The organism is Vibrio sp. D417a, assembly GCF_030248595.1.
GTDB lineage: Bacteria > Pseudomonadota > Gammaproteobacteria > Enterobacterales > Vibrionaceae > Vibrio > Vibrio alginolyticus.
Genome location: NZ_JAHGAM010000001.1, coordinates 434,120 through 459,595, shown reverse-complemented (window position 1 = coordinate 459,595; position 25,476 = coordinate 434,120). Strand labels below are relative to the sequence as shown.

The 25,476-nt window shown below is 42.5% G+C and carries 21 protein-coding genes and 1 pseudogene; 5 read left to right on the top strand and 17 right to left on the bottom strand.

The genetic code is table 11. The features are described 5' to 3' along the window. Positions 1–194: 194 nt before the first annotated feature. On the bottom strand, positions 195–914 hold the full coding sequence (locus tag KI742_RS02045) for an SDR family oxidoreductase (RefSeq protein WP_053307575.1): 720 nt from the start codon (positions 912–914) through the stop codon (positions 195–197). Between the two features lie 135 nt (positions 915–1,049). On the opposite strand from KI742_RS02045, the gene KI742_RS02040 reads away from it, so the two are divergent. Further along, positions 1,050–1,958: a LysR family transcriptional regulator gene (locus KI742_RS02040; protein ID WP_005373334.1), complete on the top strand. Its 909-nt coding sequence runs from the start codon at positions 1,050–1,052 to the stop codon at positions 1,956–1,958. Positions 1,959–2,048: 90 nt separating this feature from the next. Here KI742_RS02040 and KI742_RS02035 read toward each other — a convergent pair whose 3' ends face one another. Continuing rightward, entirely contained in the window at positions 2,049–2,822 is a 774-nt protein-coding gene (locus tag KI742_RS02035; RefSeq protein ID WP_258483382.1) for a helix-turn-helix domain-containing protein, read from the bottom strand. Between the two features lie 99 nt (positions 2,823–2,921). On the opposite strand from KI742_RS02035, the gene KI742_RS02030 reads away from it, so the two are divergent. Then, complete coding sequence (locus tag KI742_RS02030; protein WP_258670400.1) at positions 2,922–4,058, top strand: multidrug effflux MFS transporter; 1,137 nt, start codon at positions 2,922–2,924, stop codon at positions 4,056–4,058. Between the two features lie 114 nt (positions 4,059–4,172). On the opposite strand, the gene KI742_RS02025 is transcribed toward KI742_RS02030, so the two are convergent. The 10 genes and pseudogenes from KI742_RS02025 to KI742_RS01980 form a co-directional block, all read right to left on the bottom strand. Beyond that, complete coding sequence (locus tag KI742_RS02025) at positions 4,173–4,583, bottom strand: hypothetical protein (RefSeq protein WP_033906420.1); 411 nt, start codon at positions 4,581–4,583, stop codon at positions 4,173–4,175. Between the two features lie 203 nt (positions 4,584–4,786). Then, on the bottom strand, positions 4,787–5,275 hold the full coding sequence (locus KI742_RS02020; RefSeq protein WP_225496057.1) for a hypothetical protein: 489 nt from the start codon (positions 5,273–5,275) through the stop codon (positions 4,787–4,789). Between the two features lie 78 nt (positions 5,276–5,353). After that, on the bottom strand, positions 5,354–5,917 hold the full coding sequence (locus KI742_RS02015; protein WP_213867634.1) for a hypothetical protein: 564 nt from the start codon (positions 5,915–5,917) through the stop codon (positions 5,354–5,356). Next, a complete protein-coding gene (locus KI742_RS02010) occupies positions 5,917–8,148 on the bottom strand; it encodes a hypothetical protein (protein ID WP_213867633.1) in 2,232 nt (743 codons plus the stop codon). Before KI742_RS02010 ends, KI742_RS02015 begins: the two co-directional genes overlap by 1 nt. A 1,022-nt stretch (positions 8,149–9,170) precedes the next feature. Continuing rightward, positions 9,171–9,618: pseudogene (locus KI742_RS23565) on the bottom strand (DUF4150 domain-containing protein); the annotation flags it as partial. A 147-nt stretch (positions 9,619–9,765) separates the two neighbouring features. Then, positions 9,766–10,557 (bottom strand): type IVB secretion system protein IcmH/DotU, encoded by a 792-nt coding sequence (gene icmH, locus KI742_RS02000; protein ID WP_005373354.1) that lies wholly within the window; start codon positions 10,555–10,557, stop codon positions 9,766–9,768. Beyond that, the gene (gene tssK / locus KI742_RS01995) at positions 10,554–11,879 is read right to left on the bottom strand and encodes a type VI secretion system baseplate subunit TssK (RefSeq protein ID WP_005373357.1); all 1,326 of its coding nucleotides are present in this window, start codon (positions 11,877–11,879) and stop codon (positions 10,554–10,556) included. Before tssK ends, icmH begins: the two co-directional genes overlap by 4 nt. Positions 11,880–11,890: 11 nt before the next feature. Beyond that, positions 11,891–12,391, bottom strand: coding sequence for a type VI secretion system lipoprotein TssJ (gene tssJ / locus KI742_RS01990; protein ID WP_005386118.1), 501 nt, complete (start codon positions 12,389–12,391; stop codon positions 11,891–11,893). Next, positions 12,384–13,877 (bottom strand): type VI secretion system-associated FHA domain protein, encoded by a 1,494-nt coding sequence (locus tag KI742_RS01985; RefSeq protein ID WP_285384921.1) that lies wholly within the window; start codon positions 13,875–13,877, stop codon positions 12,384–12,386. Before KI742_RS01985 ends, tssJ begins: the two co-directional genes overlap by 8 nt. 9 nt (positions 13,878–13,886) lie before the next feature. Continuing rightward, positions 13,887–14,486, bottom strand: a complete 600-nt coding sequence (locus KI742_RS01980) for a hypothetical protein (RefSeq protein ID WP_017633753.1) — start codon at positions 14,484–14,486, stop codon at positions 13,887–13,889. 503 nt (positions 14,487–14,989) lie between these two features. Here KI742_RS01980 and KI742_RS01975 point away from each other — a divergent pair. Genes KI742_RS01975 through KI742_RS01965 form a run of 3 tightly spaced genes read left to right on the top strand, consistent with a single transcriptional unit; the run spans position 14,990 to position 20,204 of the window. Further along, on the top strand, positions 14,990–16,303 hold the full coding sequence (locus KI742_RS01975) for a type VI secretion system ImpA family N-terminal domain-containing protein (protein ID WP_005386112.1): 1,314 nt from the start codon (positions 14,990–14,992) through the stop codon (positions 16,301–16,303). A 27-nt stretch (positions 16,304–16,330) separates the two neighbouring features. Continuing rightward, entirely contained in the window at positions 16,331–19,720 is a 3,390-nt protein-coding gene (gene tssM, locus KI742_RS01970; RefSeq protein ID WP_285384922.1) for a type VI secretion system membrane subunit TssM, read from the top strand. Between the two features lie 31 nt (positions 19,721–19,751). After that, entirely contained in the window at positions 19,752–20,204 is a 453-nt protein-coding gene (locus KI742_RS01965) for an Lrp/AsnC family transcriptional regulator (RefSeq protein ID WP_005373369.1), read from the top strand. A 54-nt stretch (positions 20,205–20,258) separates the two neighbouring features. Here the strand turns inward: KI742_RS01965 and tssG are convergent, their stop codons facing one another. From tssG to tssB, 5 genes are all read right to left on the bottom strand, one after another. Next, positions 20,259–21,257, bottom strand: a complete 999-nt coding sequence (gene tssG, locus KI742_RS01960) for a type VI secretion system baseplate subunit TssG (protein ID WP_005373373.1) — start codon at positions 21,255–21,257, stop codon at positions 20,259–20,261. Then, positions 21,254–23,002, bottom strand: coding sequence for a type VI secretion system baseplate subunit TssF (gene tssF, locus KI742_RS01955; protein ID WP_054576092.1), 1,749 nt, complete (start codon positions 23,000–23,002; stop codon positions 21,254–21,256). The genes tssG and tssF overlap by 4 nt, the downstream gene beginning before the upstream one ends. A 10-nt stretch (positions 23,003–23,012) precedes the next feature. After that, positions 23,013–23,423, bottom strand: a complete 411-nt coding sequence (gene tssE, locus KI742_RS01950) for a type VI secretion system baseplate subunit TssE (protein WP_005373376.1) — start codon at positions 23,421–23,423, stop codon at positions 23,013–23,015. Positions 23,424–23,484: 61 nt separating this feature from the next. Further along, positions 23,485–24,960, bottom strand: a complete 1,476-nt coding sequence (gene tssC, locus KI742_RS01945; RefSeq protein WP_005373378.1) for a type VI secretion system contractile sheath large subunit — start codon at positions 24,958–24,960, stop codon at positions 23,485–23,487. Between the two features lie 8 nt (positions 24,961–24,968). Beyond that, a complete protein-coding gene (tssB, locus tag KI742_RS01940; RefSeq protein WP_005373381.1) occupies positions 24,969–25,475 on the bottom strand; it encodes a type VI secretion system contractile sheath small subunit in 507 nt (168 codons plus the stop codon). Between the last annotated feature and the right edge of the window lies 1 nt (position 25,476).

Here is a 25,476-nt window from a genome sequence, read left to right as displayed (position 1 = left end):
AAATAAAAACCCAAATTACTCAAAGTTTTTTCTCACCTTGAGTAACTTGGATATAAGCAATAACACACTTAGTGTCCGGATTTAAATGGATGGCCTAAATTTTCACGCAACTTAGTTTAAAGATGCCATCTCAATCACGAATCGATATGCAAAGTTTTACGGCTTTAGTGACCTAAAATCGCCGTAACTCAATGTTAAGGTTGTTGTTTTGTCGGTGCCAAAGCAATTTCACGAACACATACACCTTGCGGTTGCTGATAAGCAAACAGCACTGCTCGTGCAATGTCGTCTGCTGCCAACACGCCGCCCATATCCACCTTCCAAGCGTCATAGCCATCTTTAATATCTTGAGACGTTGTATGTGAAAGTAATTCCGTTTCCACTGCACCAGGTGCAATCGTCGTAACGCGAACATTCGATGACGCAACTTCTTCACGTACGTTTTCAGAAATAGCATGAACCGCAAATTTGGTACCGCAATAAGCAGCATGATCAGGGAATGTTTTCTTGCCCGCAATAGAGCTGATGTTAATGATCGTACCACTGTTACGTGCTTTCATAGGTGCTAGGACGGACTGCATGCCATTGAGCAAGCCAATTACGTTCACATCAAACATGCGCTTCCACTCCGATGCTTCCTGAGTATCTATCTGACCTAGAAGCATAACGCCTGCGTTATTTACAAGTGCATCTACCGGACCATACAACGCTTCAGCTTTCTCAATTGCAGCCTCAAAAGAAGCTTTGTCGGTCACATCTACCTTTTCACAAAGCGTATTTGGTAAGTTTAATGCTTCCAAACGTTCTACACGTCTTGCTAACAAAAGAAGAGCATGGCCCTGGTCACTGAAGTGACGTGCAATCGCTTCACCAATGCCTGAACTAGCGCCTGTAATAACAATTAACTTTTTCATTTTGAATCCTTAATCGAACGGTTTACATCAGTGGCGGTAAGTTTAAGAAAACTTTGTTTGTTGATATATACCGACCTAGTTGAAACACTGTTGTTATACTGCAACAATACTTTTTTGAATTATGAAGAAGTCATCATGCAAACACACATCAACCTTGCGGATATTCGCTCTTTCGTCCTAATCGCTCAACTAGGAAACTTCACGAAAGCAGCAGAGCAACTTGGCGTTTCTCGCTCACACGTTTCACGTCAAATAACAAATCTGGAACAACAGATTGGTGTCACTTTGCTACAAAGGACCACTCGAACACTGAACCTCACCGAAGCAGGCAAGGTTCTGTATAAACAGTGTGAAACTGCCCTTCACAATATTGATCAAGCTGTTATGGCAGTGGTTGATGATGTAGAAGACTTAAGAGGTGACATTCGTATCAACTGTGTGGGGGGCTATTTAGGAGAAGACGTTGTCGCAGATATCGTTGCTCAATTTCTAATCCAACACCCACAAGTGAGCATTAACTTAGATTTTAGTAGCCATCGTGTCGATTTAATCGCGGATGAATTCGATATCGCTTTTCGAATGGGAAAGTTAGACGACTCCAACTTTATCGCTCGCAAACTGATCGATGTGGAAATGGGGACATACGCAAGCCCAAACTATTTAGAAACATATGGCTATCCTTCGCATCCAAAGGACTTAGAAAAACACGTTTGTTTGACAGGTAGTGTGACACGGTGGGCATTTGAGAACACGAATACAAAGCAGTCAACGGAACACCAGATACGTGGACAGTTACGATGTAAGAGTGGCAGAGTAATGATAAAAGCAGCCTTGGCGGGAAATGGCATCATCCGTGTGCCAGCACTTTATTGTCAACAAGAACTCCAGACAGGCAAGCTAAAAGAAGTGTTTACCAATTGGAGCATTCCGAGTGTGGAATTTTCACTCCTTTATCATCACGACCGACATCAACCAAAACGCATCCGAGCCTTTGTTGATTTTACTACGCAATACTTTCGCAAACTGCAGAGTAAAGACAAGTAACCTGCACGTTGGTACCTGTCTATGTATGCTTTATAGGCTGAGCCTGTGAACCTGGGGTTTGTTCTAGAAAGAGTGTGAGCATTTTGACGCTTAAGGCTTGGTTTTCATAAACGTCAGAGGTGTTTGTCCAGTTTGCTTTTTGAAAAATGCAATAAAAGCACTGTCTGACGAAAACTCCAGCCAATCGGCAACTGCGCTGACTGGCATTCCCGTTGATAACAATTCAACTGCTTTTAAAAGCCTCCACTGTTGCCGCCAATCTTGATAATTCATGCCCGTTTCCGACTTAAATAATCGTGTTACCGTCTTGGTGCTTGCCCCAACTTTGCTTGCAAGAGTAGTAAGCGAAGGAGCTAGAAATGAAGGTTCAACCAACTCTCGACGAAACGTTGTTAAGCGCCGATGCGATGGCAAAGGCAACTGAAACGAATAACGTTTCGCAGCATAAAACTCCTCCCAAAAAAGCGCCGTCGTATTTACCATCTCGCTGCTAGGCTTAGCCCACTCCCAAAATGACATTTTATCAATAAGAACTTGGAGTAAATTATTCACTTCTATCATCGTGATCTTACTCGGACAGGCAAACTCCTCACAATCAAAATACAAAGATCGATACGCTACCACATTCGTCATTAGTGCGCGATGCGGCGTATTAGGTGGGATCCAAACCGCCTTTGTCGGTGGCAAAATACAAATCGAGTCTTCCAGAGCAAAACTCATACAACCTTGAGGTGCGTACAATAACTGCCCTTTCTTGTGCTGATGCATGCCTGAGTCGTGCTTGCCAATATCCGCAGCAATTCCCACTACACAATTAGAAATTTTGTCTGCATCAAATTGTGTTTTTTCGTTAATAAGCGCCATTTTGTCCGAATGTTGATGTATTTGGTTTTTATGTTGTTATTAGATCAATCATAGCCTCATTTATACTGCCCGCCAACTTCATTAACGATGGGTAACAATATGAATACTAAGCCCTCTTTATGGCTCATGCTGGTTATGTTGATGTTTCCGCAAATTGTAGAAACCATCTATAGCCCAGCGTTGAGCTCAATCGCTCTATCATTTGATGTAAACCACGCACAAGCAGCCCAAACATTGTCGATTTACTTCCTAGCTTTTGCCATTGGCGTTGTAGTTTGGGGAGTTCTCGCAGATAAACTGGGAAGAAGGCCCACCATGCTTATTGGGCTCTTTATCTATGGTTGCGCATCTTTACTCGCAACTCTAACCGAAAGCTTTGCTGTTGTCATGGCTGCGCGAGCCCTGAGCGCATTTGGTATCGCGGTAGGATCCGTTGTCACACAGACCATGCTTCGTGACGCGTTTGACGGTCAAGAACTGAGTAAAGTCTTTAGCTTAATGGGGATGGGTATATCAATCAGCCCGGTAGTTGGCATGCTATTAGGTGGGCAGCTTACAGCGCTTGGTGGATACCGTTATGTGTTTTTTGCCTTGTTTTTAATCGCGTTAGTATTGCTCGCTTATAACGTTATTAAGCTTCCTGAAACACAGAAGGAACAGACACCAGTACGGTTGCATCAACTTAGCTGGGAAATGGTAAGAGACGCGCGAATTTGGCGCTCAGGATTATTGGTTGCTTTGTACAACATTGCTCTATTTTCTTATTACCAGCTTGGCGCATTTACTTTCTCAGCACTTGGGTATAACTCCGAACAATTTGGATACAGTGGCATGGTACTGGGGTTAGGCACTCTGCTTGGGAGTTATTTAAACAAATCCCTAGTGTCTAAAAATGTTCGAAAAAGCCAACTACTTTGGCTCTCAGCAGTATTGCTTAGTTTGGGATCAGTCGGTGTGTTGATTCTGAGCCAATCAATCTGGTTTGTTGCTCCAATGGTGTTAGTCGTCATGTCTTATGGGATTGCGATACCCAACATACTCAGTGACGCACTCGTTGATTATAAACAACAGGTAGGTAGCGCAGGCGCTTTATTTGGGCTCATGTACTACATCATGATCGGGACGGGATTAGCGATGGCTGGAACAGCACAAAACTTAGGTGTCGTTCTATTAGCATGTAGCTGTTTAGCGATTTTATTAGCGTTTTCTAAAAGGCAAGTTCATACCAACTTGTGACCAGATACTACGCATTGCTTGCCTAATCTTCCGAAGATTGGTCTACATCTTTTCTAACGGTTAACTAAAACGTAAATAAAAAGCGCCTGTCGGCGCTTTAATTATCCATAGATCTTATTGCCATGTTGGCTCGCCAAACTCTTCACAACGTTGCTTGTCGTAATTTTCAATGCGCCCGCGTTTACCTACAAACTGAACCTGAACAACCATTCCAGCTTCAACATATTCACTGAAATAATCGCAAGAAACACGAAAACTAGTATCGCGTATCACAATTGGTACCCATTCATAGCCGCCGCTGCGTGGTAAGTAAGACTTGAAGGTAATGACCCCGTCATCTGAAACGTTGATTTCTTCATCATATTCATTCAACTTATAAAAACGTTGTCCATCAAACTCTGCCTTTGCTTTTTCAATTATTTCCTTCGTTGCTGTCGATTGCATCGGCGTATTTGACACCAGTTGACACCCAACAATAGATGTCAATACGGACAAAGCCAAAGCGAGTTTAGTTATTTTATTCATTTACCTAACCACTGTATAATTATTCAACACTTACCATTTTAAAAGGAGGGAGACCATACTTTATTTTAAAGAAAATAAAAAGCGCCTTTCGGCGCTTTTTATCTGAACATTTCTTATCCAAACGTCTCGAGTAGATTTTCTAGAAAAGCTAACTTTTTATTACAATGAATTTTATTTAGGCTCTCACCGGAATCTATTGCTATTTAACCCCAAGCTTCAAACTCATTAGGCTTTACGTGTTTTATTTTTAATCTAACGTTGGGATCCAGAGCTGTTTCAGTTTCCAATTCACAGTAGTACTCAACAGCATTTTCATCTTCAATCATGTCAACGGAGTTAGCAACGACACTCAACCGCCCACCACCTCTAGTCAATGAAAAATACGCATTCTTGTTTTCATTTACTTCAAACTTCAAAGGAATGAATTCAGGTTCTTCAAAAGAAATATCTATCCATTTATAGTTATCTAAACTCTTCCCTTGTCTTGGAGTATAAACTGTTTTCAACCCATTTTCGTCAACAACAAAATACATCGAATTCTCGGCTTGATTAAAGCAAGCTTTCAAACTGCCACCTTTATTTTCTAAATCACATGTGAATACGGTGGATTCTTGATCACAGCTTGCACTTACAGAAAGTGAAAGAGACAAGGACGATAAAAAGCTAATGATGTTTATATTCCTAATGAACAAGGAGCCCCCTCATCAAACATTCAAGAGTCACGCGCAAGAACCAGAGGATCGTTATAAGCTAACACATCTATTGTAAATTCAGTGAAACTCCGGTTCATTTGGGTCTTGAAATTGTTCAGGAAATCTTTTGATTAGTTCTTCTTCTAATATCACCGAGCCTGATGATTGACCTCCACCAAACGTGTTCAGCTCGGAAGTCTCTTCGCAAGATGAGCTAAATACAAGCTCACTACCTTTATAAACATGCAAGCTACAGTTATCAGCTAAATAACCGATACTATATCTGTAATCCCCTGAATAGAAAAAAATATTCCTACCTTGTAACTTACCAAGTCTTATATGATAACTTAAAAATTTACCTTTTGGGGTTTCTGCACTTTCTGGGTATTCTAATTCTACTTTATCGCTTGTCCCATATCGATACTTTACATAACCAGTACTTGGACTTCTATGCCCAGCCCCACACAAGGAAACATATTTTCGGTTCTCTAACTTTGCATTAAAGTAAATGTCCTCGTTGCTCTTACACAAAGTGACTGTTGTATCGCTTAGTTTTTTGTCTATCTGTGGGTGTACTGCTAAAACTGGGAAGCTTATTATGAGAATGCTTGACATAGCATGAAGTTTAATATTTTTTATCATTAGTTAAATACCTTATTTTCCCATAAAAGTTTGAAGTTTTCTCTACGCTTCCGGTAAGATTTATTGCTAGTATAACGGTTTACCTTACGTGTTATTTCATTCACAACTTTATCGTTGGCTCCTTTATCTGCCCTCTCAGGACCTTTAATATCTAGCCAAAACCAAGCAGCAGAGCGAGTCGCATATTTAGCCTCTAATATAAGCTCTGGTGTATTTAAAAAATCTACGACGTCCAATGGCCACTCTGATTGATTTTGTAAATGCCATTTATTGAAACGCTCATAATTGTCTCTGCCGGTAAGCTGTTTTAATCCACGCCCCCTAAAAATCCACCCATCATCAGTTGTCAAAAAATCACCATTCTTCATTTCGCTTCTGCCTCCATACATAACGTTAAACAATATCCTTTTGTCATCAAGAGTAGGAGAAGTACCATCTTTTTTAACGAATTTACCATTTTTCTTGTCTGCGATACCGTGAACATCAATATAGCGCTTACCTGCATATTTAGGGTGATCTAAAGGATATCGACGTGACCTAGCAGTATTAAATTCTGATGTATCCAGCGTAGAAATACGATAATTGGTATATTCAGCCATATTTAGGCTCTCACCGGTTTCTTGCATAAGCTGAGCAAAAAAGTGTGTTCTACGTAAAGGCGTATCTAGCTTATAAAAAAGCATGTGATCATTTAGTTCATTAACAATACCTTGTAAGACATCCCGCTTAGAGTCTTTAACTTCAGGGTATACCTCTTGTAGCATTTCTAGAGTAAACTTAAAGGCACCTTGAGTTTGAGGAATAAAAGGCCAATAATGCCAAAGACTCTTATCATCGCTTAGTTGCAAATCACCTTGTAAATCTTGCATCCATGAGAACTTATCTGCTCTTTCCAGTTCGAATTGCGAGAAAAGATCAAAGCTATCCATCACTTGATCGCGCCATGGGGAGTTACGGTAGTCCTCTATAGTCACAAAACCAGCGGAGCACTTAATATCTAGAGCTTCCTTTGCGGTCTGATGGATTGATTCATAAAGACTTTGTGACGACTCTGTATGCCAATCTGTAGGATGTTTCACAATAAATCGCTCAAAGTGTTTACGCTTACCGTCTAAGTATACTTTGGCATCGCGAGCAGTGAACGAGGAGAAGTCCGTTACTTGATCTTCTGTCACAGATTCAAGTAATTGCTGAATAAACGAATTACTCATATCAACGGCACCGCTACTATCGGCCCCATCGAGAACAACAAGTGGATTTTCTTCCGCATTTTTGGGAGAAATCTGTTTTTTGAAAAATTCGGGCGGCTCCTCAAAAGAGAACATCTCGATATGCACACGATTATCTTCTTTCTTAGTTCCAATTGCATCGTTACTGTACTCATGCAGTCCCATGTAACCGATATCTTCCCCAGCTGAAACCTTTATCCCCTCTCTAAATAGGAGTGGGAGTAAAGAAACCACACTACCGTCCCTAATCATTGCCGCCTTGTCCGACATCCATTTAGGTTCTGAAACTGGTTCTGATAGGACAGCAGAGGAATCTTCTAAAATGTCAAAGTCACTATTGAGACCCGAAGCAAACCAAACAATCTTGTTTAACAGTGCTTTTTCGCTACCACTTGCCGATTTACCATTCTCTACCACACGGCACTTTATCATTTTGTAGGTATTTTTGTCGATCTGGTATGGATGGGTCTCCTTCTCTTCTGCATACAGGTATTCAAGTAATGTTCCTTTAGACATCGACTGTTTTTTTTCACCAGAATTAGTAGGCACATCACTATGTTTGAAAGTGCGTACATTTCTCGCTTCTTGTAAACGGTAACGCGTGGTTATAGATGAATTGGCGCCAATATCTGAAGGTGGCGCAAGGTGCATATAAAGTGTATAGAACTTAAATACATCTTCATTATCTTCGGGGTTTACAGCCTCATGCTCGATAAGCACAAAGTTATTACTATACTTAAACTCTTGCTCTTGGTACGTTGATGTTAGGTAATCAGGATTTATGCGAAATGCCACTATTTTTCCATCAAGCATCGCTTGAATAGGTCTGAGCCCTTTCCCCCACGGTAACATTTTTGATGTTAAGTGAATGCCACTATGCCAACCGTACCCTTGTCCTATTAAATAACGACCGCTCTTAGCTTGATCAAACAATTTCGTAAAATCACTGAGCGTGTAGTAAGCGTCACCTTCTCGTTGCGCTATCGGAAAAACTGCATCCATGATTTAAATGTCCTAGTCAGAAAAGTTATCGTCAAAAGTGACAAATGATGGGCGGTTCAAGTTGTTTGACTTCGTGTACACCACCGCATTAACCCTACCTAAATTAGTAGCAAAGCTAGATTGGCTCGCTATGTTAACGGTACTCCCAAGGGCCATTGCCGATATAGAAATTAGGGTGTCATTTTTGGTTTCGAAAATTTGGCTAATGACGTCAGGAAGTGCTTTTTTGAAGTGGTTAAGTGCTTTTTTATAACCGTTTATACCCTCTTCAACAGAACTCAACGATCTTGCAGAAGCTTGGCTTTGTATGAAATCTAAACGACCGATGATTTCACTGTTTAGCTCATCGATGTATGAACAGATTTGATTATTTATCAACGTCCATAAAACAAACTGCAAATACTTCACAGTATTCCCAGTCCCTAAAAAGCGAAGCTTCGCTAATAATTCATAGGGAGGCTCAAACACATCAGCTTGATATAAGACTCTCAATATATCGCCATTTTCGTGTACTTGCTCCAAGAGCAGTTCAACTAAAGGTTCATATTTCTCTAGCGCAGTAGTATCAGTTTGGATGTGATAAAGTGCCGAAACATAAGCATCAGAAAAATCTTTAGAGTGATTTTGACTAATCGCATAAGGAGACGATATACGGCTTTGCTCTAACACAATATCTTTAAAGTCATCATCACTGAAGGATGGGGACATCAATATGCCCCAGTCATTAGCAACCCCAACACGATCTTCCCAAAATGGCGAGCGGCGACCTGCGACAAACGTACAAAAATCATTCGGATCAGGGTAAGTTTCCGTCACAATATTTTCAGCTAAAGATTGGTTCGGCGTATAAGAGTCTTGAGTTTCGCTGAGCACTAACTTGCATTCTTTTAGAGCGAGACCATTAACAGATGCTTTTCCGCTAGAATCCAGCACTCCACTCCCAATGACAGCACCTGAAGGCTCGACTAAAGAAAATTGTGCATTAGAGTAAGGGAGCCCATTTGGATATTTGCATTCTATATCCAGCGTATACGTCCCTTCCTGCTCTTCAGTCACAGAAACCGATGGGTTTTGTGCGCCACCCAAACACATAGTGTTGGCTTTGTTCATGGTCATTTGATCGGACAGACGACATACGCCCTTACCTTCAAATTTAACCGTTGGTGAGGCTGAAATGAATTTTGCTTCGGCTTCTATCGTGCCTGAGGCAACGCCTTTTCTATCACCGCCCGCATCGCCGGTACTTTTTGAGAACGTACTGCCCTTGATAGCGACACTGTTACCGCCATCCATAGAGACTGTCGTAGTCCCACCAGCAAGGTCTGCTGATTTAGCATTGTTGCCATAAGGGATAGGGACGACTGGTTTGCCGACCTTAGTTAAACAAACATCTGGGAGCGTTGCATTCGCTTCACCACCTGAGCCTTTATGAACTATCGAAAGTCCATTCGCACCAACTGTTACGCCCATAACCAATCCATTTGAATTTTATTGATTGAATGATAAAAGAGATCGCAAACTGCAATCTCTCTAAATAACTAGTGAATTTCACTAAAAGACCAGTGATATTCACAATAAGCCCTAAAACTGGCAGAAGATCTCATTTTAGATCTCTGGTTATCTATACATTTCAAGCAGTTGCTGAAATTTTAAGTCTATGACGATGTAGGTTGCCGCATACATAAGCGCAAACGTCATCGCACTAAGACTTAAGATCAGCTTGGGTGAAATTACCCTTTTTAACGGCTTCTTTAGATATTTAGCTTTAAGGTTGATTAAAGAAACTTTTTCTTGTTCTGCTAGGCGGTCATCTCGCACTAATCGATAAATGGTGCTGCCAATTTCCGCTAACTTTTCGTTACCACGCTCTTCACGGCCGTACTTGCCTTGGAAACCAAGTTGAAGCAATAAATAGAGAAACTCTATAACGTGACGGTATTTGCGAGGGTCGGCTTTTAAGCGGTCGAGAATAACGAAAAACTTGTCACCACCAGATGTTTCGTTATGGAATTCAGACAGTAAGCTGTTCTGGCTCCAGTGACTATTTGCTCCCCATTCTTGCCGACAAACAGATTCATCAATCGCCGCACACAAGCAGTAACGAATAACAAGAACCGAAGCACGATCGAGCTCCATTTCATTAAGTTTTCGTTCACCTTTTCGAATCTCACGTGCCACTTGTTCACGAAATGGCATCGGGTCATCAAGCCAAGGGATCGAAGACATACAAGACAGACTGGCGATCAACCATGAGAACTGGTCCACTAGCGGGTTAATACCCATGTTATCGATAGATAGATCTTGTACTGCGATGTTTCTCGACAAGTCAGGCGCTGGCATTACCTCCATTGGTTTGCCAGGCTCTGGTTGGAATAAGACTACGGTGACGTCGGTTTCTGCGTAACTCATAGACGAACGGCCCAAAGTTGCAATGATAAGTTAGCGAAATCGCCCGCAACGTGAATCGCAATCGCAGCAGTGTTCTTCAATGCCATCCACTCTTCGCCCGTTTTATCGAGCTCGAAATAGGTGTAGCCAGCGTGATACGGCAGCGCGCGTGGCACAACTGGCATTGGTTTGATCTCAATCCCAGGCAGTTGAAGGTTAATCAAGTCACGTATGTTATCGATAGAACCGATCTTCGTTTGGCTGACAAACTGGGTATGCAGGACATCCAAGGTCACGTCGGCTTTAACTGCGAGGATAAAGGTTGTCGTATCAATGATCTTATTGTCAGGGATTGCTGCCGTTCTGATGCCATAGTTCTGATCTTTTAAGGTCAGTGGAATTGCTCTTTGCTCAGACATCACGCTCAATGTCATTTTCGCACTGTCTAGGACGCGAGAAAGACAGCTAGTAAGATCACCATGATTGTACTTCGTAAACTCAATAGGTCGGCGTGTCGTTGAGCACAGCGTCGAAAGCTCACCCTCTGCCTGAAGAAGAATTCGATACAAAGACTCAGGATGCACAGCTTCTGTGCTGGCGAAATGCCAAAATAAGGGTTCGTATCGGTTGAGCGCTTGCAATAGCATAAAGTCAGAAACCGATGATACGCCTTGTTGATCCACCACCCCTAATCGCTGGACTATCGATTCCGCGCGATGCTTCAACATAGAAGCAAACTCGGTCGCAAATTTACTCAGTACTGTCGACGCATGAATATCGATACAGGTAGGAATGAAACTATCATCTAAGATCACGCTGCCATCAGGCTTCACTTCTGAGATCTTTAAGATCGGAATAGACGTGTAAGCACTCTTATCTTCATGATCGTACATTAAGCAAAAGTTAAGCTTACCGACGACGATATTTGCCATGTCTTCCGAATCATAACAAGCGTCAACCGCTTCTTGAGATTCCATCGTATAGCGCGCACCGTCTTTTTTGGTACCAAATAACTCAGAACGTTCCGATGGTAACGGACAGCACAAATAAACGACTTTATCGGCAATCGAAGGATCTACATCTTTCACTTCAGGCAGCTCAGCAAGCAACGGAAGCTCAAATGGTGTCCGGTCTTGTAAAATACCTTCAGCACGAGTAATACCGATTTTACCCAGTGCTAGTAACTGAGAGTTGATTTCTAAACGTTTAATTCCCCAATGCAAAGGCGATGCATTGGCACTCAGTAGGCTCGATAGTTTACTTTGCGAACGATCGAGTTGTTGAAAATGCTGCGGCTTCATGAACATTCCATCTTGCCAAACAACTGGATTGTATAAAGACATGTTTCTATCCCTTAAAAGTAAACCTGTTCAATGCCGCGAGTGTTATCAGAAATTAACTCACTGCCCTCTAACTTGAGCTTGATGTAGTACTCGCTCTTCTCTTCAATAACTTCCACTTTTCGCCATGACGAACCATCAATATCACGAAAAGCCACTGAAAAACCGACGGCACGAGTGTCAGGGTCTAGCGTTAGCATTTCATGAACTTTTCCACCTGGCTGTATTTGATATTCGTAACGTTTGATGTACTCATCACCCAACGACGCTTTATCGCTCTCAAACAAGGCAAAGAAATCTAAGCTTCGGAACAATACTGGCGAACTTAATTCGTGAAGACGGAGAATAACTGGAGATGACTGGCCCCCATTTCTCACATTGAGTACAGGTGATGCCTCAATAACCAATTCAATCGACGAAGTTTCTGGTGTGATACCCGTGGACTCTTTAAATTGATCCCACATGGAACAACCGGACAACATGGCAAATCCGAGTAATACGGCGATACTACGCATGGTTTCCCTTAATCACTTTGTTATAGTTTTTCTTAATCAGCCCTTTTAAGGATGTTTCATTAAGCAGGCGACGATTATTAGTGTAGAAATCTAGGTATTCGGTCCACAGCTTTGACTTAGTTGAGAACAAAGACTGGCTAGTGACCCTGTTAGCAAATGCTACGGGATCGTTCGTTTCTGACTGTTCTAAAATGAGCTCATTCAGTGCTTTGTTAAACATAACTTGGTGGTCGTTCAGCTCATCGAGCATTTGTTCAACCAGTTCATTTGGAGCCAGTAATTGCTGACTATTCAAAGTGAGCATTAGCTCTGCAATGTTCGAGTTAGCCTCACTCGCACTCTGCTCATCTTTTAACGATTCCACTTCGTGCAACTCTTTCTGTAGGTTATCAATACATAAACGCAAGCAAGTGCCCATTTGCTTGAATAACTGCGCCTCGTTTGTCATCAACTCTGAGTTTCGAATACCCAAACCATCAAAAAACGCTTGCGCTATATCTTGAGAGCAAACGGCCGCATCAGTATCGACTTGTGCTTTCGTCGTACTGTTTATCGCGTGCTCTGCCGTAGGTATTTGAAGTTGCTGATTAGTGTTAGGAGAAGGCGTAAAAGATTGGGTCATCTCTTCCCATTTTGACCCTGTGTTAGCCTGCTCTACGACCATCTCAGTAACATTAGGCGTACGATGTTGTCTTTGAATCGTGCTATCTGGGGCTACTGTGCCAGGTTGCATCACCTCAGCTGAGGCAATATCGGCTCTATGTACCTTACCGCTTTCTGGCGCTAATGCATCATTGACTGATGCGTTACTCTTGGTTTCCACAGCCATCCAGTCTTCAGGGATTAGGCTTGGTTGATCAAATTCGGAATATATACTGAAACTGTCATCGACCACCTGACGCGTGCTTTCCACGGTTCTAGGTTGTTCAGATTCTGTACGCTCATTATCACGAATTAAGTAATCGTCATCTCGCTGCATCGAAAAGTTAAGGTGAGCAACAGGATCATGACAATCAATGTCATCCTGTTTAGTCTCCATAAACAAATCTTCTAAGGCACCGACTTTTTCTTCCTCTTCGACAACCGCATCTGCTAGACTAACCAGAGGATCGCTAGATACTCGCTCAGGAGCAATATCAGCGGCGATGTCTAGTGTTGAGGTAACGTGCTCAAGAGAAACACCAATCTCATATTGCCCTAAAGAAATGATGTCGCCATCAACTATCGCAACGGGTTGATTTTTTAGTATTTTATTCCCATTTACCATTGTGCCGTTAGTTGATACGTCACTTATATAGTAGGTATCTCCATACACGCTGAGCAAACAATGAGTGCCCGAGATAAAGCGGTTGTGATCGGCTAAAGACACGCTACAGCTTGGGGAACGACCTATCGAACCACCACTTTCAGGCATTTCAATATGCTTTGCACCGGTGTATTCCTCTGGACACTTTGAGATAAATAAAACTAGCTGATTTGAGTACATTTACGAACCTCAAAAGAGCAAAGAAACTGATAGTTCAAGCCCACCAATTCCATCATTTACAACCGGAAGGATATAAGAGGCCTGCGGGATAATTTGTATATGGGCGTCAGGATTACTGCCTAACTTTATAGCAGTACCAAGGGTCACAACCGCACCTAACTCAAACTGGTCGATGTCTTCAACACTCTCATAACGATAGCCCTCTTGGTCTACTTGCCAGCGATTAGAATATTGCGAGTAACCGACAGACAAGCCCGCACCAACGTATGGCGTGAAAACACTCCAAGAAGTCAACGCATATTGAGGAACAACACGAAGTTCATAGTTCGTCGCTTCTTGATATAAGCCGTTTGCTGGCGCTTCAATATCTTCTGCTAGATAGTTTAGCCCTAACCACCAACGCCAACGGTTATTGTTTTCATCAATAGGACGAGTATGAACCAAGCCGAACCTAAGCGTATCCTGCTCACCACTTTTACCTTCATCGTATTTAATGCTATCGATAGTCAACATACTGGTAGAGAGTCCATATCGCTCCCCTTTTGCCATTGCAACAGAAGAAAATAGACACATGGCTGAAATCAGCCCAATTTGACTTGGTTTTAGCATTTCGTCCCTCTAGGAAAACCGATATTCTACTTAGAGGCGAAAGATATCAATTATATTCTCTTTTTCAATAAGCCTAAAAAAACACCTATAATTTAATACATTTCAACTATCAGGTTGGTTGTTTTACCTACAAACAAAAACTAAAGAACCGACTACAGATTAAGTGACGAGACAGTAAATCTTTCTATTTAAATAGAAGTAACAGAATTTGATTGCTAATTGAACAAAACGTAATCTCCGATAACAATTTAGTTACTTTTTAATCAACGTTCTCATCTTCATATATAAGTTTCTTCTTATAAATAGACTTAACTATTGATATTAATATTATGAACAAAGATCACACTAAAAGTAATTTAATTTCTTTTAATGAATTTTTATTATCTAATCCGCTTATTTTGTCTATAGAATTGCGGCAGATGTGCACTGCTTATAATTTAATATAACAGTAGTGAAATCCTATATAACTTAATACTTCTATATGATCAGTTGGAACTTTCCTTATGTTTTTTACCGACTTCGCTCGAAGACCAATCGATGAAAATAACCCAAGCGGCTCTAATCCTAATGGTTCTGAGGATTTTGACGAAATTAAACGTCAAATAAACAACCTGAATAAAGTCACAGGGAGAGTCTCGTGGAAAACGGTTCAAACACTCTCAAAAAAGATCTTGAGTACCCAAGCGAAAGACCTACGTTGTTGCTGTTACTTTACCGTTGCGTCAACCTATAACGACGGCTTAAGAGGCCTTGTTGAAGGGTTAAACTCAATACTTGATGTGTGTGTCGTATATTGGTTCAACGCGTATCCAGAGCATTCAAAGTCAAAGGCACGAATGAGCGCTATTGAATGGATGGTAGAGCATACTGAAAAACGAATTAATAAGCATCGGGCGTTACCAGAAGAGCTTCCATTGATAGAGGCAGCACATCAATTATGCTTGAGGATTGAGGAAGAGCTTCGTCTTCATTACGGTATTGAAGCGCCGTCATTAGGTCGCATTCGCCGTATTTTGAATCAATGGATTGAGCAGATAAAAGAACAACAAATTGCGGCTGAGTTACGCGAGAAAAAACAAGCCAACACTAGCGCTCCTGCAGCAACGCAGAAGGCACCTGAAATTAAAGTGAATGTGTCTCCCTCTCCCGCACCGGTGTCATCACCCAACCTAAATAGCCAAGAGAAAGCATCACCGGCAAAGTCTGGTCGATTTATGATCTACTTCGTTATTGGTTTGATTGTTACTGCGATATGTTCACATTTCATGTACGAGCAACAACGTTATCGAACATTGGAGCAAAAAATTAATCAAGCTTCACTTAATGAACTTGTAAATTTGGTCGCCTCGTTAGATTACGAAAATAAAAAATATGCTCAGTCATTGAAAACGCAGGCCATTAATCGTGTCGATATTATGATGAATAACTGGTTTTTAGACTCGGCAAAAGTAAGTAACGTCAGCGAGCTCGATAGCTTGACCAATGAATTAATCGCAATCTATCCGGATTCGTCTTCTGCACAGCAGCTACGTCAAAACTTTTTGACACAGAGCGCCCATTTAGAAGACCAGTTTATGGATGTTTATAAGCGATTCTCAGACGCAAGAACGGTGTTTGCCAACGTAGCTAGACAGAATGTAGATAAGAACTCTGAAAAGGCGTACGAATACAGTAACTCGTTATTCCCGCTTTTAGGTCGTATTGAATACGCTGAAAAGTATTCACAGCAAAAGGAAATTGACCGCGCAACCCTTTTACTGAACATCTACCTATATAAATTGAGTCAGCTACAAGCTGAAAAAACTGACAATAAATAACAATACAATTAAAGAAGTTTTAGGCTTATGTTCAAACAAAAACTGTTTAGAAATCCAGTGGTGATTTCTACTATATTGATGTTTTTAGTGGTTGCAATTATCACCACTATTTATCTGCTTTTTCTTGACGAAATCGATCAACTTTATCTTTGGCTGACCCTTGGTGCTATCGCCATTGTTTACGTCACTTTTCAATTCACATTATGGTTGAAGAAAAAGAACAACGCTAAAGCTCAACATTTGGAAACCGAGGAAGAAGCACTTTCTATGGTTATCCAGCCTCTTCTTGCTAACTCAGGCAAGAAACCAATTTACCTGATGCTTGGTAATAAAGGGTCAGGGCGACGTCAATTTTTATTTAATTCTAGTGCAATTAAACCGATGGATCGCACTAGAACCGCTAAGAATGACTTTTTTGAATGGTACGAATCTGACAGCGCTGTGTACATCAAACCAGACCAACGCTTAGTGTTCCAGGAAGTATCAAGCAGTGATGCTTCTTTATGGAATACGTTCATTGAAGAAGTTATTCATCATCGACCTCGAAAGCCATTTTCTGGGTGTCTATTCTTCACCGATTTCGAGTTCATGATCGTCTCTGAGCCAGAGCAAAAAGAGTACACCATTTCGTCGTTATTGGCGCGCTTGAGTACCATCAACTCTAAAACGTCTTCAGCATTGCCAATCTATTTGATTATGTCAAAGCTAGACAAGTTAGATGGCTTTAAAGAATACATGCACTTTAGCTCTCTCAAGACACGTGTTGAGTTCCTCTCTATCCCACTAAAAGAAGCCAAAGGTGTATTTGCAGAGTACTACCGCGATAGCTATCGAAATCTAGTGAGAGTGCTTGAAAGTAATGCGCTAGATGCATCCGCTAATTCAACGGACATTGATGAGAAACAAGCAATACTCGCTTTCCCTAAGCAGTTTGAGCTATGTCAGTCTGAAGTCAGCTATGTGCTTGAGCGTCTATGTGATGTTAACAACGGTGTCTATTCACTAGACATCCGTGAGATTTTCTTTAGTTCGAGTCTGCAAGGCGGTCGCAAGTACAATTTACTTGCAAAAAGTTGTAGTAATTACTTCAACTTACCTATTATCGCGTCAGAGCATACACAGTTAACAGAAACGCCTTATTTCTCTCGCTTTCTGATTGATTCACAAATATTGCCGGAAAGCGACTTTGCGGGCGAAAACAAGACGTATCTTCGTCTAATTCAGAGACAAAGCCGTTTGGCAATACTCGGCTCTATTATCCTGCTTACTGGGGGCAGTTACTTCTTTTTCACGACATTAGACAGTAACTTACATGTGATGAATCAACTCTTGAGTATCGATGACAAATCGCAAGTGGAGCAAGATGCAAGATTCAATGAGCTTTTAGCGAAGGCGACGAAAGCAATAGAGCCTTCTTATGGGGCGTGGCTTAAAGGTTCTAAGGCTTTGGATGAAGAGATATTACCACTCAACATTAGCCGTTTGGATCAAAGCACTCGCATCGCATACGAAGCATTACTTAAGGACGTTGCTCAACAGTTGATACCTCTCATTGAGAAAGGTTACCGTCTACAACTGACACAAAATCAAAACACTTTTACACGCGCTTTACCTCTATTGAAGGGGTATCTAATGCTAAACGATCCAACAAAGCGTGATATCCGTTTTTTGCGTCATCAAACTCTCCAAATGATGAACGACTTGAGCAACCAAAATGACGTCGTCAATCAGGCGATGCGCTATTTGGACGCTTACTTTCGCACACAGTTTGATCCAATTGATATCAATATGGATCTTGTTCGCGCAACACGTCGCTCATTGCTAGCAAATTCGAATGTTGATCTCGTTTATGCAGGCATTTTAAACGAAGCAAATTCGATTGATTTAGGAACCCTAGATCTGCAACGAGCTGTGGGTTTTGAGTTTAGCAATGTGTTCAACACACCAATCGATAGCGAACGCTTTATCGTAGATAAGATCTATACCTCCACTGGTTTTAGCACTTTTTATCGACCACGCGTGGACCTAATGTCACAACAAGTCATCAGTGACAACTGGGTTTTAGGTCTGTCACAACACGTTATTCCTACTAGTGAAGAACAAGAAGCCTTCAAAGAGGAAGTACGTAAAAAATATACTGACGACTACATCAGTAATTGGCGCAATGCGCTGAGTGAACTAAAAGTCCAGAACTATGACAATGTCGGCGATCTAACGAACGCGATAGACTTAATCTCGGGCCCTTCTTCACCAATGACAACCGTACTGAAGCAGGTCTATGCCAACACACAATTTTCACCCGTTGGTGAAAAAAATGCTCTGATTTCAAAGCTAGACCCGAAACTCGTGGCAGCGGCAGACTCCGCATCAGACGCAGTAGAGGAAGTAGTTAAGCCTGATTACTTGTTGATGAAACGTGTTGAACAAGCTTTTCACTTATTAAACCAACTTCAGGTCAGTGAAACACCAAACTCCCCTACTCCTTGGGATGAGACCGTAACAGCGCTAAGCCGTGTTCGCACGTATATGAAAGACATTGCTGATGCACCTGACCCGCAAATGGCGGCGCTAGCGGCAGCTCAGCATCGAATGAACAGCAGTGAAGCTGACCCATTAATAAAACTTAAACAGATTGCCCAAAAATCACCGGAACCCGTTCGTAGCTGGTTGTTAGATGTGGTTCAACAAAGCTGGTCAGTCATGATTAAAGAGTCCGCTAAAGGCATTCAAACCCAATGGTACAGCGAGATTTACACCAAGTTTAAAGAGATAGGGCTAGGACGATACCCATTTGATCTAACAGCGACCGAGGAAATCTCAATTGAAGATTTTGAATTACTGTTTGCTTCAGGTGGCTTGTTAGACACATTTATTCAGAAAAATTTTGCACCGTTCTACGATACCAATTTGTGGACGCCAAAACAGGTGGATGGCGAGACGATGCCAATCTCTCCGGCTCTGTTAGTGCAACTGCGTAACTATAACGTTATTCGAGACACATTAATTAATAAAAGCACTAACCGCGTTCATATTCCGTTTAGTGCAAGAGTACTCGATCTTGATTCTAGTGCGATTAGAGCGAGCTTAAAAATTGCAGATACCAATATAAGTTACTACCACGGTCCAAGCCGCATTCGTGAAATGGCATGGCCACCGCAAAATGGTGACTTCAATATTAGTATCACACTCCAGGATGTAACCGATGAAGGCAGACAGCACGTTTTAAATAAGAGTGGTCAATGGGCGATATACAGATTGCTAGGTGACTCGACCTTGACAAACACTCATAACGGCAGCTTTGTCAGTGACATAAAAGTGTCAGGGAGGGACTTGAGCTTACGCATCACTCCGTTGACACAGAAAAACCCATTCACTCTTGCTGAGCTGTATAACTTTACGCTCCCTGAGTCGATTTAATAACAATATAAAAACAAAATAGGCAGAACACATGATTTCAAACATGACTTTACAAGGTTTAGATAAATTAGATCGAAAAATACTTTCAAGTCTATTGTCGAATGGGCGAGAGTCGATTGCGAATCTATCCCGAAACATTGGTTTGTCTCGAACAGCAGTAGCAGAAAGAATTAATCGTTTAGAAAAGACCGGTATTATCAAAGGCTATACCGCACAGATTCGTGTAGAAAATGAAGGGCGAAAAGCCGCTAGTTATCTACTGATCTCTTGTGAAAAGGGTAAGAAGAATGATGTAACGAATGCACTTAAAGAAATCCCTGAGGTTCGCTTAACGAGCGTTGTTGGTGGCAACTTTGATATTATTGCTCTAATTGAAGCGCCCGACCTGCAGTCTATTCATCATCTTTGTAATGAAATTGAATCATTTAACGGCATTCAAAGGCTTGATACTACCGTTGTACTGCATCAGCCGATCAGTCGTTAAGCTTTTCTGACCTCTTTGAGGAAAACATAAAGGGCCGCTCGTTGAGCGGCTTTCTTATATGCTTCCGATAAGTCGAATTTTGGCGTCTTTATCACCTGGGTTGCCAAGCCAGAACGTTTGACCTAGTTGGTTCCCTTCTCCATTACCCAGTTTGTTTTCTGGAATACTGTCTAGGTTAACTGTCAACTTTAGGTCCCACGACATTGGGTCACGCAGAATAAAGCGCATCAAGCCCACCAGCGTCTTATGTAACTCACCATCGTAGGAAAACTGCTTAAACGTTTCAAAATCAATGTTGTCGATACACAAGTTAAACTTGCCGTTCAAATCCGCAATGCTTTGTCCCAAGTGTAAGCTTTGCCCCAATACACAATTGGAGCGGTTGAGTTTGTTGCGTTGGCTTTCTGCAATCTCGACCCGCCGATAAACCCATTCTTCGATTCGCACATTCGGCAGTGAAAAGTAGTGTGAAACAATACCGGAAATAAGCTTAGGTGAACGTGTACGCGTAGATAACTGGTTCACGTAAGACAGAACTTTCGCTCGATCTAACTCCGCGACTTCGCAATCTTGCATAACGCTAGAGAGACCAGCCAAATGCAGTATGCGCCCAGAAAACGCATCGCTTGCCCCGCTTTTGTACTGCACGTGATATCGGTATTTCTTCCAAACACGATACAGTAAGCTTGTATAGCGGTTGTGGAAAAAGTCGAAGAAATCCTTCACTGGGTTATCATCGGGATCACGACCGACGAGTTTCTCAGTGTAAGACGCAGGTAGGGGCGAGCTTGAACCATGCAAGCCAAGAAAGTTCGTCTCAATACGTGAATATTGCTGTCCGTTTCTTTCCATATGAGTAATAAAGTCCATATCACTCTTTGGAAAGCACAGGTTTGGCGACACGCTGAACTCAATTCGCTCTTGATGGAAGTATTTGTTCTCGCCCACGGCAACAAAGTTTGAGTTTGGCTCCAGCTGGTAGTGTTTCTCTAACAGCAACACCGCTTGGTAGAAACTAAACTCATTCGACTTATCAGAAAGTGTATTAATCATAGTATTGTCTGCTGCCCGATTAGGCTTGCCCAGTTGTAAACCTCGCCCGTCGCTTCATCGAACACCTCTAGTTCGGTAAAGGAGTTCACACTCGAATACAAACGGATAAATTCATTCAATACCGTGGCCATAAGGAACATATCGCCTTCATTTACGAAGAACTTAGAGTCCGTCACGAGCTTGAATTGGTTACCACGCACAGATACACCACGAAATACGCGATCGATTGGTTTCATCTCTGAAGAAATAATGCCATCAAGTCGATGAATCGACGCGCGGTGGGCTTGTCTATCGATTCGAGAGTGGAAGTCGTAAGTCGAGAGCAACACTTTCAACACATCGATATTGGCCAAAGACAAGTAGTTGAGCGACATGTTGGCAATCAACTGCCATTGAAGTTCACCATTAACCTGAGGACTTACTGACTGTGTTGGCTTAGTAATGTTTTTAAACGTCGCATACGTTGGCGATTTGTGCGTCGCGTAAGTGATGTCTCCTACTGACAGGCGCTCCGCTAAGTCCGCGTTACTGCATTGCAGCTTCATCAATACTGTTTCAGTCCCTAAATCCGCAATGTCGCCATTGTGAGTATGGAATGAGATATAGCGCTCTAACCCTCTTCCGCTTACTCGCTCGCCCACTTTGGATTTGTAGAACTCTCGCTTATCACGCTGGTTGATTTGGTGCTCAAACGATTCAAATTCAATCAGTGGTTTTCGGCGACGCTCGTCTTTACTCCAACTCTCCACTTGCTCAATGGAATAAACCTCGTAATGCTCCTGAGTGTTACTTTGTGGACGCACCTTGTACTCGTTTCGTCGATGCTCTAAACGGATTGGATCGCCGTCTTTTTCAAACAAGTTAACCGCAGGTGTGCAGTGCAACCTTAAGTGTTTATCTTTAAGTACCACTTCTGAAGGCAAAGCACGCTTAAAGTGGAATTTGATTTTGACCGTGCTGCGTTGCGGAATGCCTTTTAGCCACTCTAAGCCTTTAATGTCGAAGAACATGAACTTATCTGGCAAAGAGAAGAATTCTTGCAGCAAACGGTAGCCTGCAAAGGAATTTTTGCTGTAAGGCAACAGCGCTTCGTCTTCTTCATGCCCCACTGGCTTAACGTATTCTGGCCCTAAACGATGTTTGTAGCCGCCACCAACATCCAACTCGACGTAATCTAGATAACGGAACAGCCATAAGAAGACAGTGCGAGTAATATGAATCTCACCATGCAGGTGCAAACGCAACGTATCTAAACCGATACGAGACAGCTCAAGGCCATGCTCCGTCGATAACGTCACATCAATCATCGAGCTGGTGCGGCTGTTAGTTTGTTCAATGTTAGTAATCGTAATTGGGTATAGATTGACGTCATAACAAGTACGGAACAAACACTGCGTGCCTTCTACCTGTTCGCTGGCCATTTCCGCACCACGTTTCACCACGGTTTTCTCAGTAACACTTCCGGTATGCGGTTTTAGTTCGCTAATACACAAAGACGGAATCGAACGCATGTAATGTGGCCACAGCAAAGTCATCAGAGATTGCGTAAGCTCAGGCAGTTCATCGTCAATCTTTTCGCGGATGCGTCCGGTCAAAAAAGCAAAACCTTCCAGCAATCGTTCGACATCTGGATCAAAAGTTCCTTCAGAGAGAAAGTGAGTTAACTTCGGATGATATTTGGCAAACTCACTACCCGACTCGCGTAAATACGTGAGTTCATCTTGAAAGTATTTACTGTTACTCAAGTGGCACCTACTAAACGTTAAATTGGCCGTCGGTTCCCATGTAGACATCGATCGACATTGGGACTTTACCGCCGTTATGGGAAACTTCGCCGCGAATACCAAAGCCGAGTTGTAATGGATTATGGTGGTCTTCACGGTAATGAACCTCGACATTAAGCAGTCGGGGCTCAAAGCGTTCTATGGTTGACGTGATGTTTTTTTGAATATGGCGAACGAGGTTTGTGTTGTTAGAAAGTACGTCGTTAAAATCTGGCAGACCATACTCATTGTCGATCATTGCGTTGCCGGAGTGCGTATTCAACAAGTCAGCGAGATGCGAGTGAATGGATTCAATCAAATGCTTATGAGACACCACTTTCTCGTAGCAGTTTTTTGGTTCTCCTAGCTCGATCCGCTCTAAAAGACGGTAACCTTTTTCCATATGCGGTCCTACGAAAAAAGCAGCCAGTCTTCACTGGCTGCTTGATGGTTTCAGTAATGGGTTATTGGTCTAGCTTACCAACTAGAGACAAGTCGAAGCTTGCGCCCATGTACTTGAAGTGAGGACGTACAGACATCGATACTTTGTACCAACCTGGATCGCCTTCTACGTCTGATACCTCTACCTTCGCAGCGCGAAGTGGGCGGCGACCACGAACTTCCGCTGGCGGGTTCTCTTGGTCAGAAACGTATTGACGAATCCACTTGTTCAATTCGATTTCTAGGTCAGAACGCTCTTTCCAAGAACCAATTTGCTCACGCTGTAGCACTTTTATGTAGTGCGCTAAACGGTTGATAATGAACATGTAAGGAAGCTGCGTACCTAGCTTGTAGTTCATCTCGGCTTGTTTGCCTTCAGGCGTGTTCGCAAACACTTTTGGTTTTTGAACAGAGTTTGCAGAGAAGAACGCCGCATTGTCAGAACCTTTACGCATGGTTAGCGCAATGAAGCCTTCTTCCGCTAGCTCGTACTCACGACGGTCAGAAACCAGGATCTCGGTTGGGATCTTAGTCTCGATTTGACCCATAGCTTCAAAGTTGTAAACCGGTAGATCTTGTACAGTACCACCGCTTTGAGGACCAATAATGTTCGGACACCAACGGTACTTAGCAAATGATTCACTGATCTTAGACGCCATCGCGTACGCTGAGTTGCCCCATAGGTAGTTATCATGGCTGTCTGTGACTTGCTCATCGTAGTCAAACGCCTTGATTGGGTTATCTTCAACAGAGTAAGGCGTACGTAGCATAAAGCGAGACGTACATAGACCTAGGTAGCGCGCATCTTCGTGCTCACGCAGACCACGCCATTTCGCGTACTGTGGACCTTCGAATACAGACTTCAGATCTTTTAGGTTTGGCAGCTCTTCGTAGCTGTCTAGACCAAAGAATTTAGCCGATGCCGACGTGATGAATGGTGCGTGAGACATTGCACCTACGTTAGCCATGTATTCCATCAATTTGATGTCAGGCGACGAAGCTGACATAGCGTAATCACAAATGACGGCGCCAACAGGTTTACCACCGAACTGGCCGTATTCACGTGTGTAGATCTGCTTGTACAGGCCAGACTTCACCACCTCTGGAGCGTCTTCGAAGTCATCAAGAACTTCGTCTTTCTTCGCAGAGATCAGTTCGATTTGAATGTTCTCGCGGAAGTCAGTGTGATCAACCAGGTACTTAAGGCCACGCCACGTTGATTCAATCGCTTGAACTTCTTCGTTGTGAAGAATTGCATCAACTTGCTTAGACAATTTTTGGTCGATTTCAGAGATCATCAGATCAACCAGAGATTGGTCGACTTTCTCTGTGTTCGAACTGCTTAGTAGCTCACTGATGAATGCTTCGACGCCGCGTTTTGCAACGTCAAAACCTTCATCACTTGGCTTTAAACGTGTTTCGTTAAGAATGCTATCCAGAAGTGAGCCTGATTCAACTAAGGCTGCTTCTTGTTCTGGCGCTTGTGCTTCTGCAGACATGATATCCCTTACTCTTCTTTCGCGTCTTGGTCGTTGCCAATGCTTAGTTCATCCAACAGTTTCTTTCTCGCTTCTTCATCTTGAAGAACCGATGCGATCTTCTTACGGAACGCAGGAACATTTCCTAGAGGACCTTTAAGTGCAACCAAGGCTTCGCGAAGCTCAAGTAGGCTGTTTAGTTCAGGTACACTTTTCGCGATCGCTTCAGGAGAGAAGTCCTTCATGTTTTGGAACGTCAGATCAACACCAATCTGGCCGCCTTCTTCATCAGAAAGACGGTTTTCAACGTTGACTTTAACGTTTGGAGACATGCCCTCTAGCACTTCGTTAAAGTTGTCTTTGTCGATGTTAATTGGAGTACGTTCTTCAATTGGTGTCTCATCTGCACGCGCAGTAAAGTCGCCAACTACCATCATGCTTAGCGGCAGCTCTACGTCTTCTTGCGTATCGCCAGTTGCTGGAACATAACGGATATTAATTCGCTCTTTAGGAGCCACCGAGCCGTCACGTGACATA

What these genes read in the sequence shown, in the direction of transcription:
- tssE (WP_005373376.1), bottom strand. Translation starts at nt 23,423, where the DNA reads ATGGAAAAAGGTTACCGTCTTTTAGAGCGGATCGAGCTAGGAGAACCA.
- KI742_RS02045 (WP_053307575.1), bottom strand. Translation starts at nt 914, where the DNA reads ATGAAAAAGTTAATTGTTATTACAGGCGCTAGTTCAGGCATTGGTGAA.
- KI742_RS01965 (WP_005373369.1), top strand. Translation starts at nt 19,752, where the DNA reads ATGATTTCAAACATGACTTTACAAGGTTTAGATAAATTAGATCGAAAA.
- KI742_RS02010 (WP_213867633.1), bottom strand. Translation starts at nt 8,148, where the DNA reads ATGGATGCAGTTTTTCCGATAGCGCAACGAGAAGGTGACGCTTACTAC.
- KI742_RS01975 (WP_005386112.1), top strand. Translation starts at nt 14,990, where the DNA reads ATGTTTTTTACCGACTTCGCTCGAAGACCAATCGATGAAAATAACCCA.
- icmH (WP_005373354.1), bottom strand. Translation starts at nt 10,557, where the DNA reads ATGAGTTACGCAGAAACCGACGTCACCGTAGTCTTATTCCAACCAGAG.
- tssM (WP_285384922.1), top strand. Translation starts at nt 16,331, where the DNA reads ATGTTCAAACAAAAACTGTTTAGAAATCCAGTGGTGATTTCTACTATA.
- KI742_RS02025 (WP_033906420.1), bottom strand. Translation starts at nt 4,583, where the DNA reads ATGAATAAAATAACTAAACTCGCTTTGGCTTTGTCCGTATTGACATCT.
- tssB (WP_005373381.1), bottom strand. Translation starts at nt 25,475, where the DNA reads ATGTCACGTGACGGCTCGGTGGCTCCTAAAGAGCGAATTAATATCCGT.
- tssJ (WP_005386118.1), bottom strand. Translation starts at nt 12,391, where the DNA reads ATGCGTAGTATCGCCGTATTACTCGGATTTGCCATGTTGTCCGGTTGT.
- KI742_RS02015 (WP_213867634.1), bottom strand. Translation starts at nt 5,917, where the DNA reads ATGATAAAAAATATTAAACTTCATGCTATGTCAAGCATTCTCATAATA.
- KI742_RS01985 (WP_285384921.1), bottom strand. Translation starts at nt 13,877, where the DNA reads ATGTACTCAAATCAGCTAGTTTTATTTATCTCAAAGTGTCCAGAGGAA.
- KI742_RS01980 (WP_017633753.1), bottom strand. Translation starts at nt 14,486, where the DNA reads ATGCTAAAACCAAGTCAAATTGGGCTGATTTCAGCCATGTGTCTATTT.
- tssG (WP_005373373.1), bottom strand. Translation starts at nt 21,257, where the DNA reads ATGATTAATACACTTTCTGATAAGTCGAATGAGTTTAGTTTCTACCAA.
- tssK (WP_005373357.1), bottom strand. Translation starts at nt 11,879, where the DNA reads ATGTCTTTATACAATCCAGTTGTTTGGCAAGATGGAATGTTCATGAAG.
- KI742_RS02040 (WP_005373334.1), top strand. Translation starts at nt 1,050, where the DNA reads ATGCAAACACACATCAACCTTGCGGATATTCGCTCTTTCGTCCTAATC.
- KI742_RS02030 (WP_258670400.1), top strand. Translation starts at nt 2,922, where the DNA reads ATGAATACTAAGCCCTCTTTATGGCTCATGCTGGTTATGTTGATGTTT.
- tssC (WP_005373378.1), bottom strand. Translation starts at nt 24,960, where the DNA reads ATGTCTGCAGAAGCACAAGCGCCAGAACAAGAAGCAGCCTTAGTTGAA.
- KI742_RS02035 (WP_258483382.1), bottom strand. Translation starts at nt 2,822, where the DNA reads ATGGCGCTTATTAACGAAAAAACACAATTTGATGCAGACAAAATTTCT.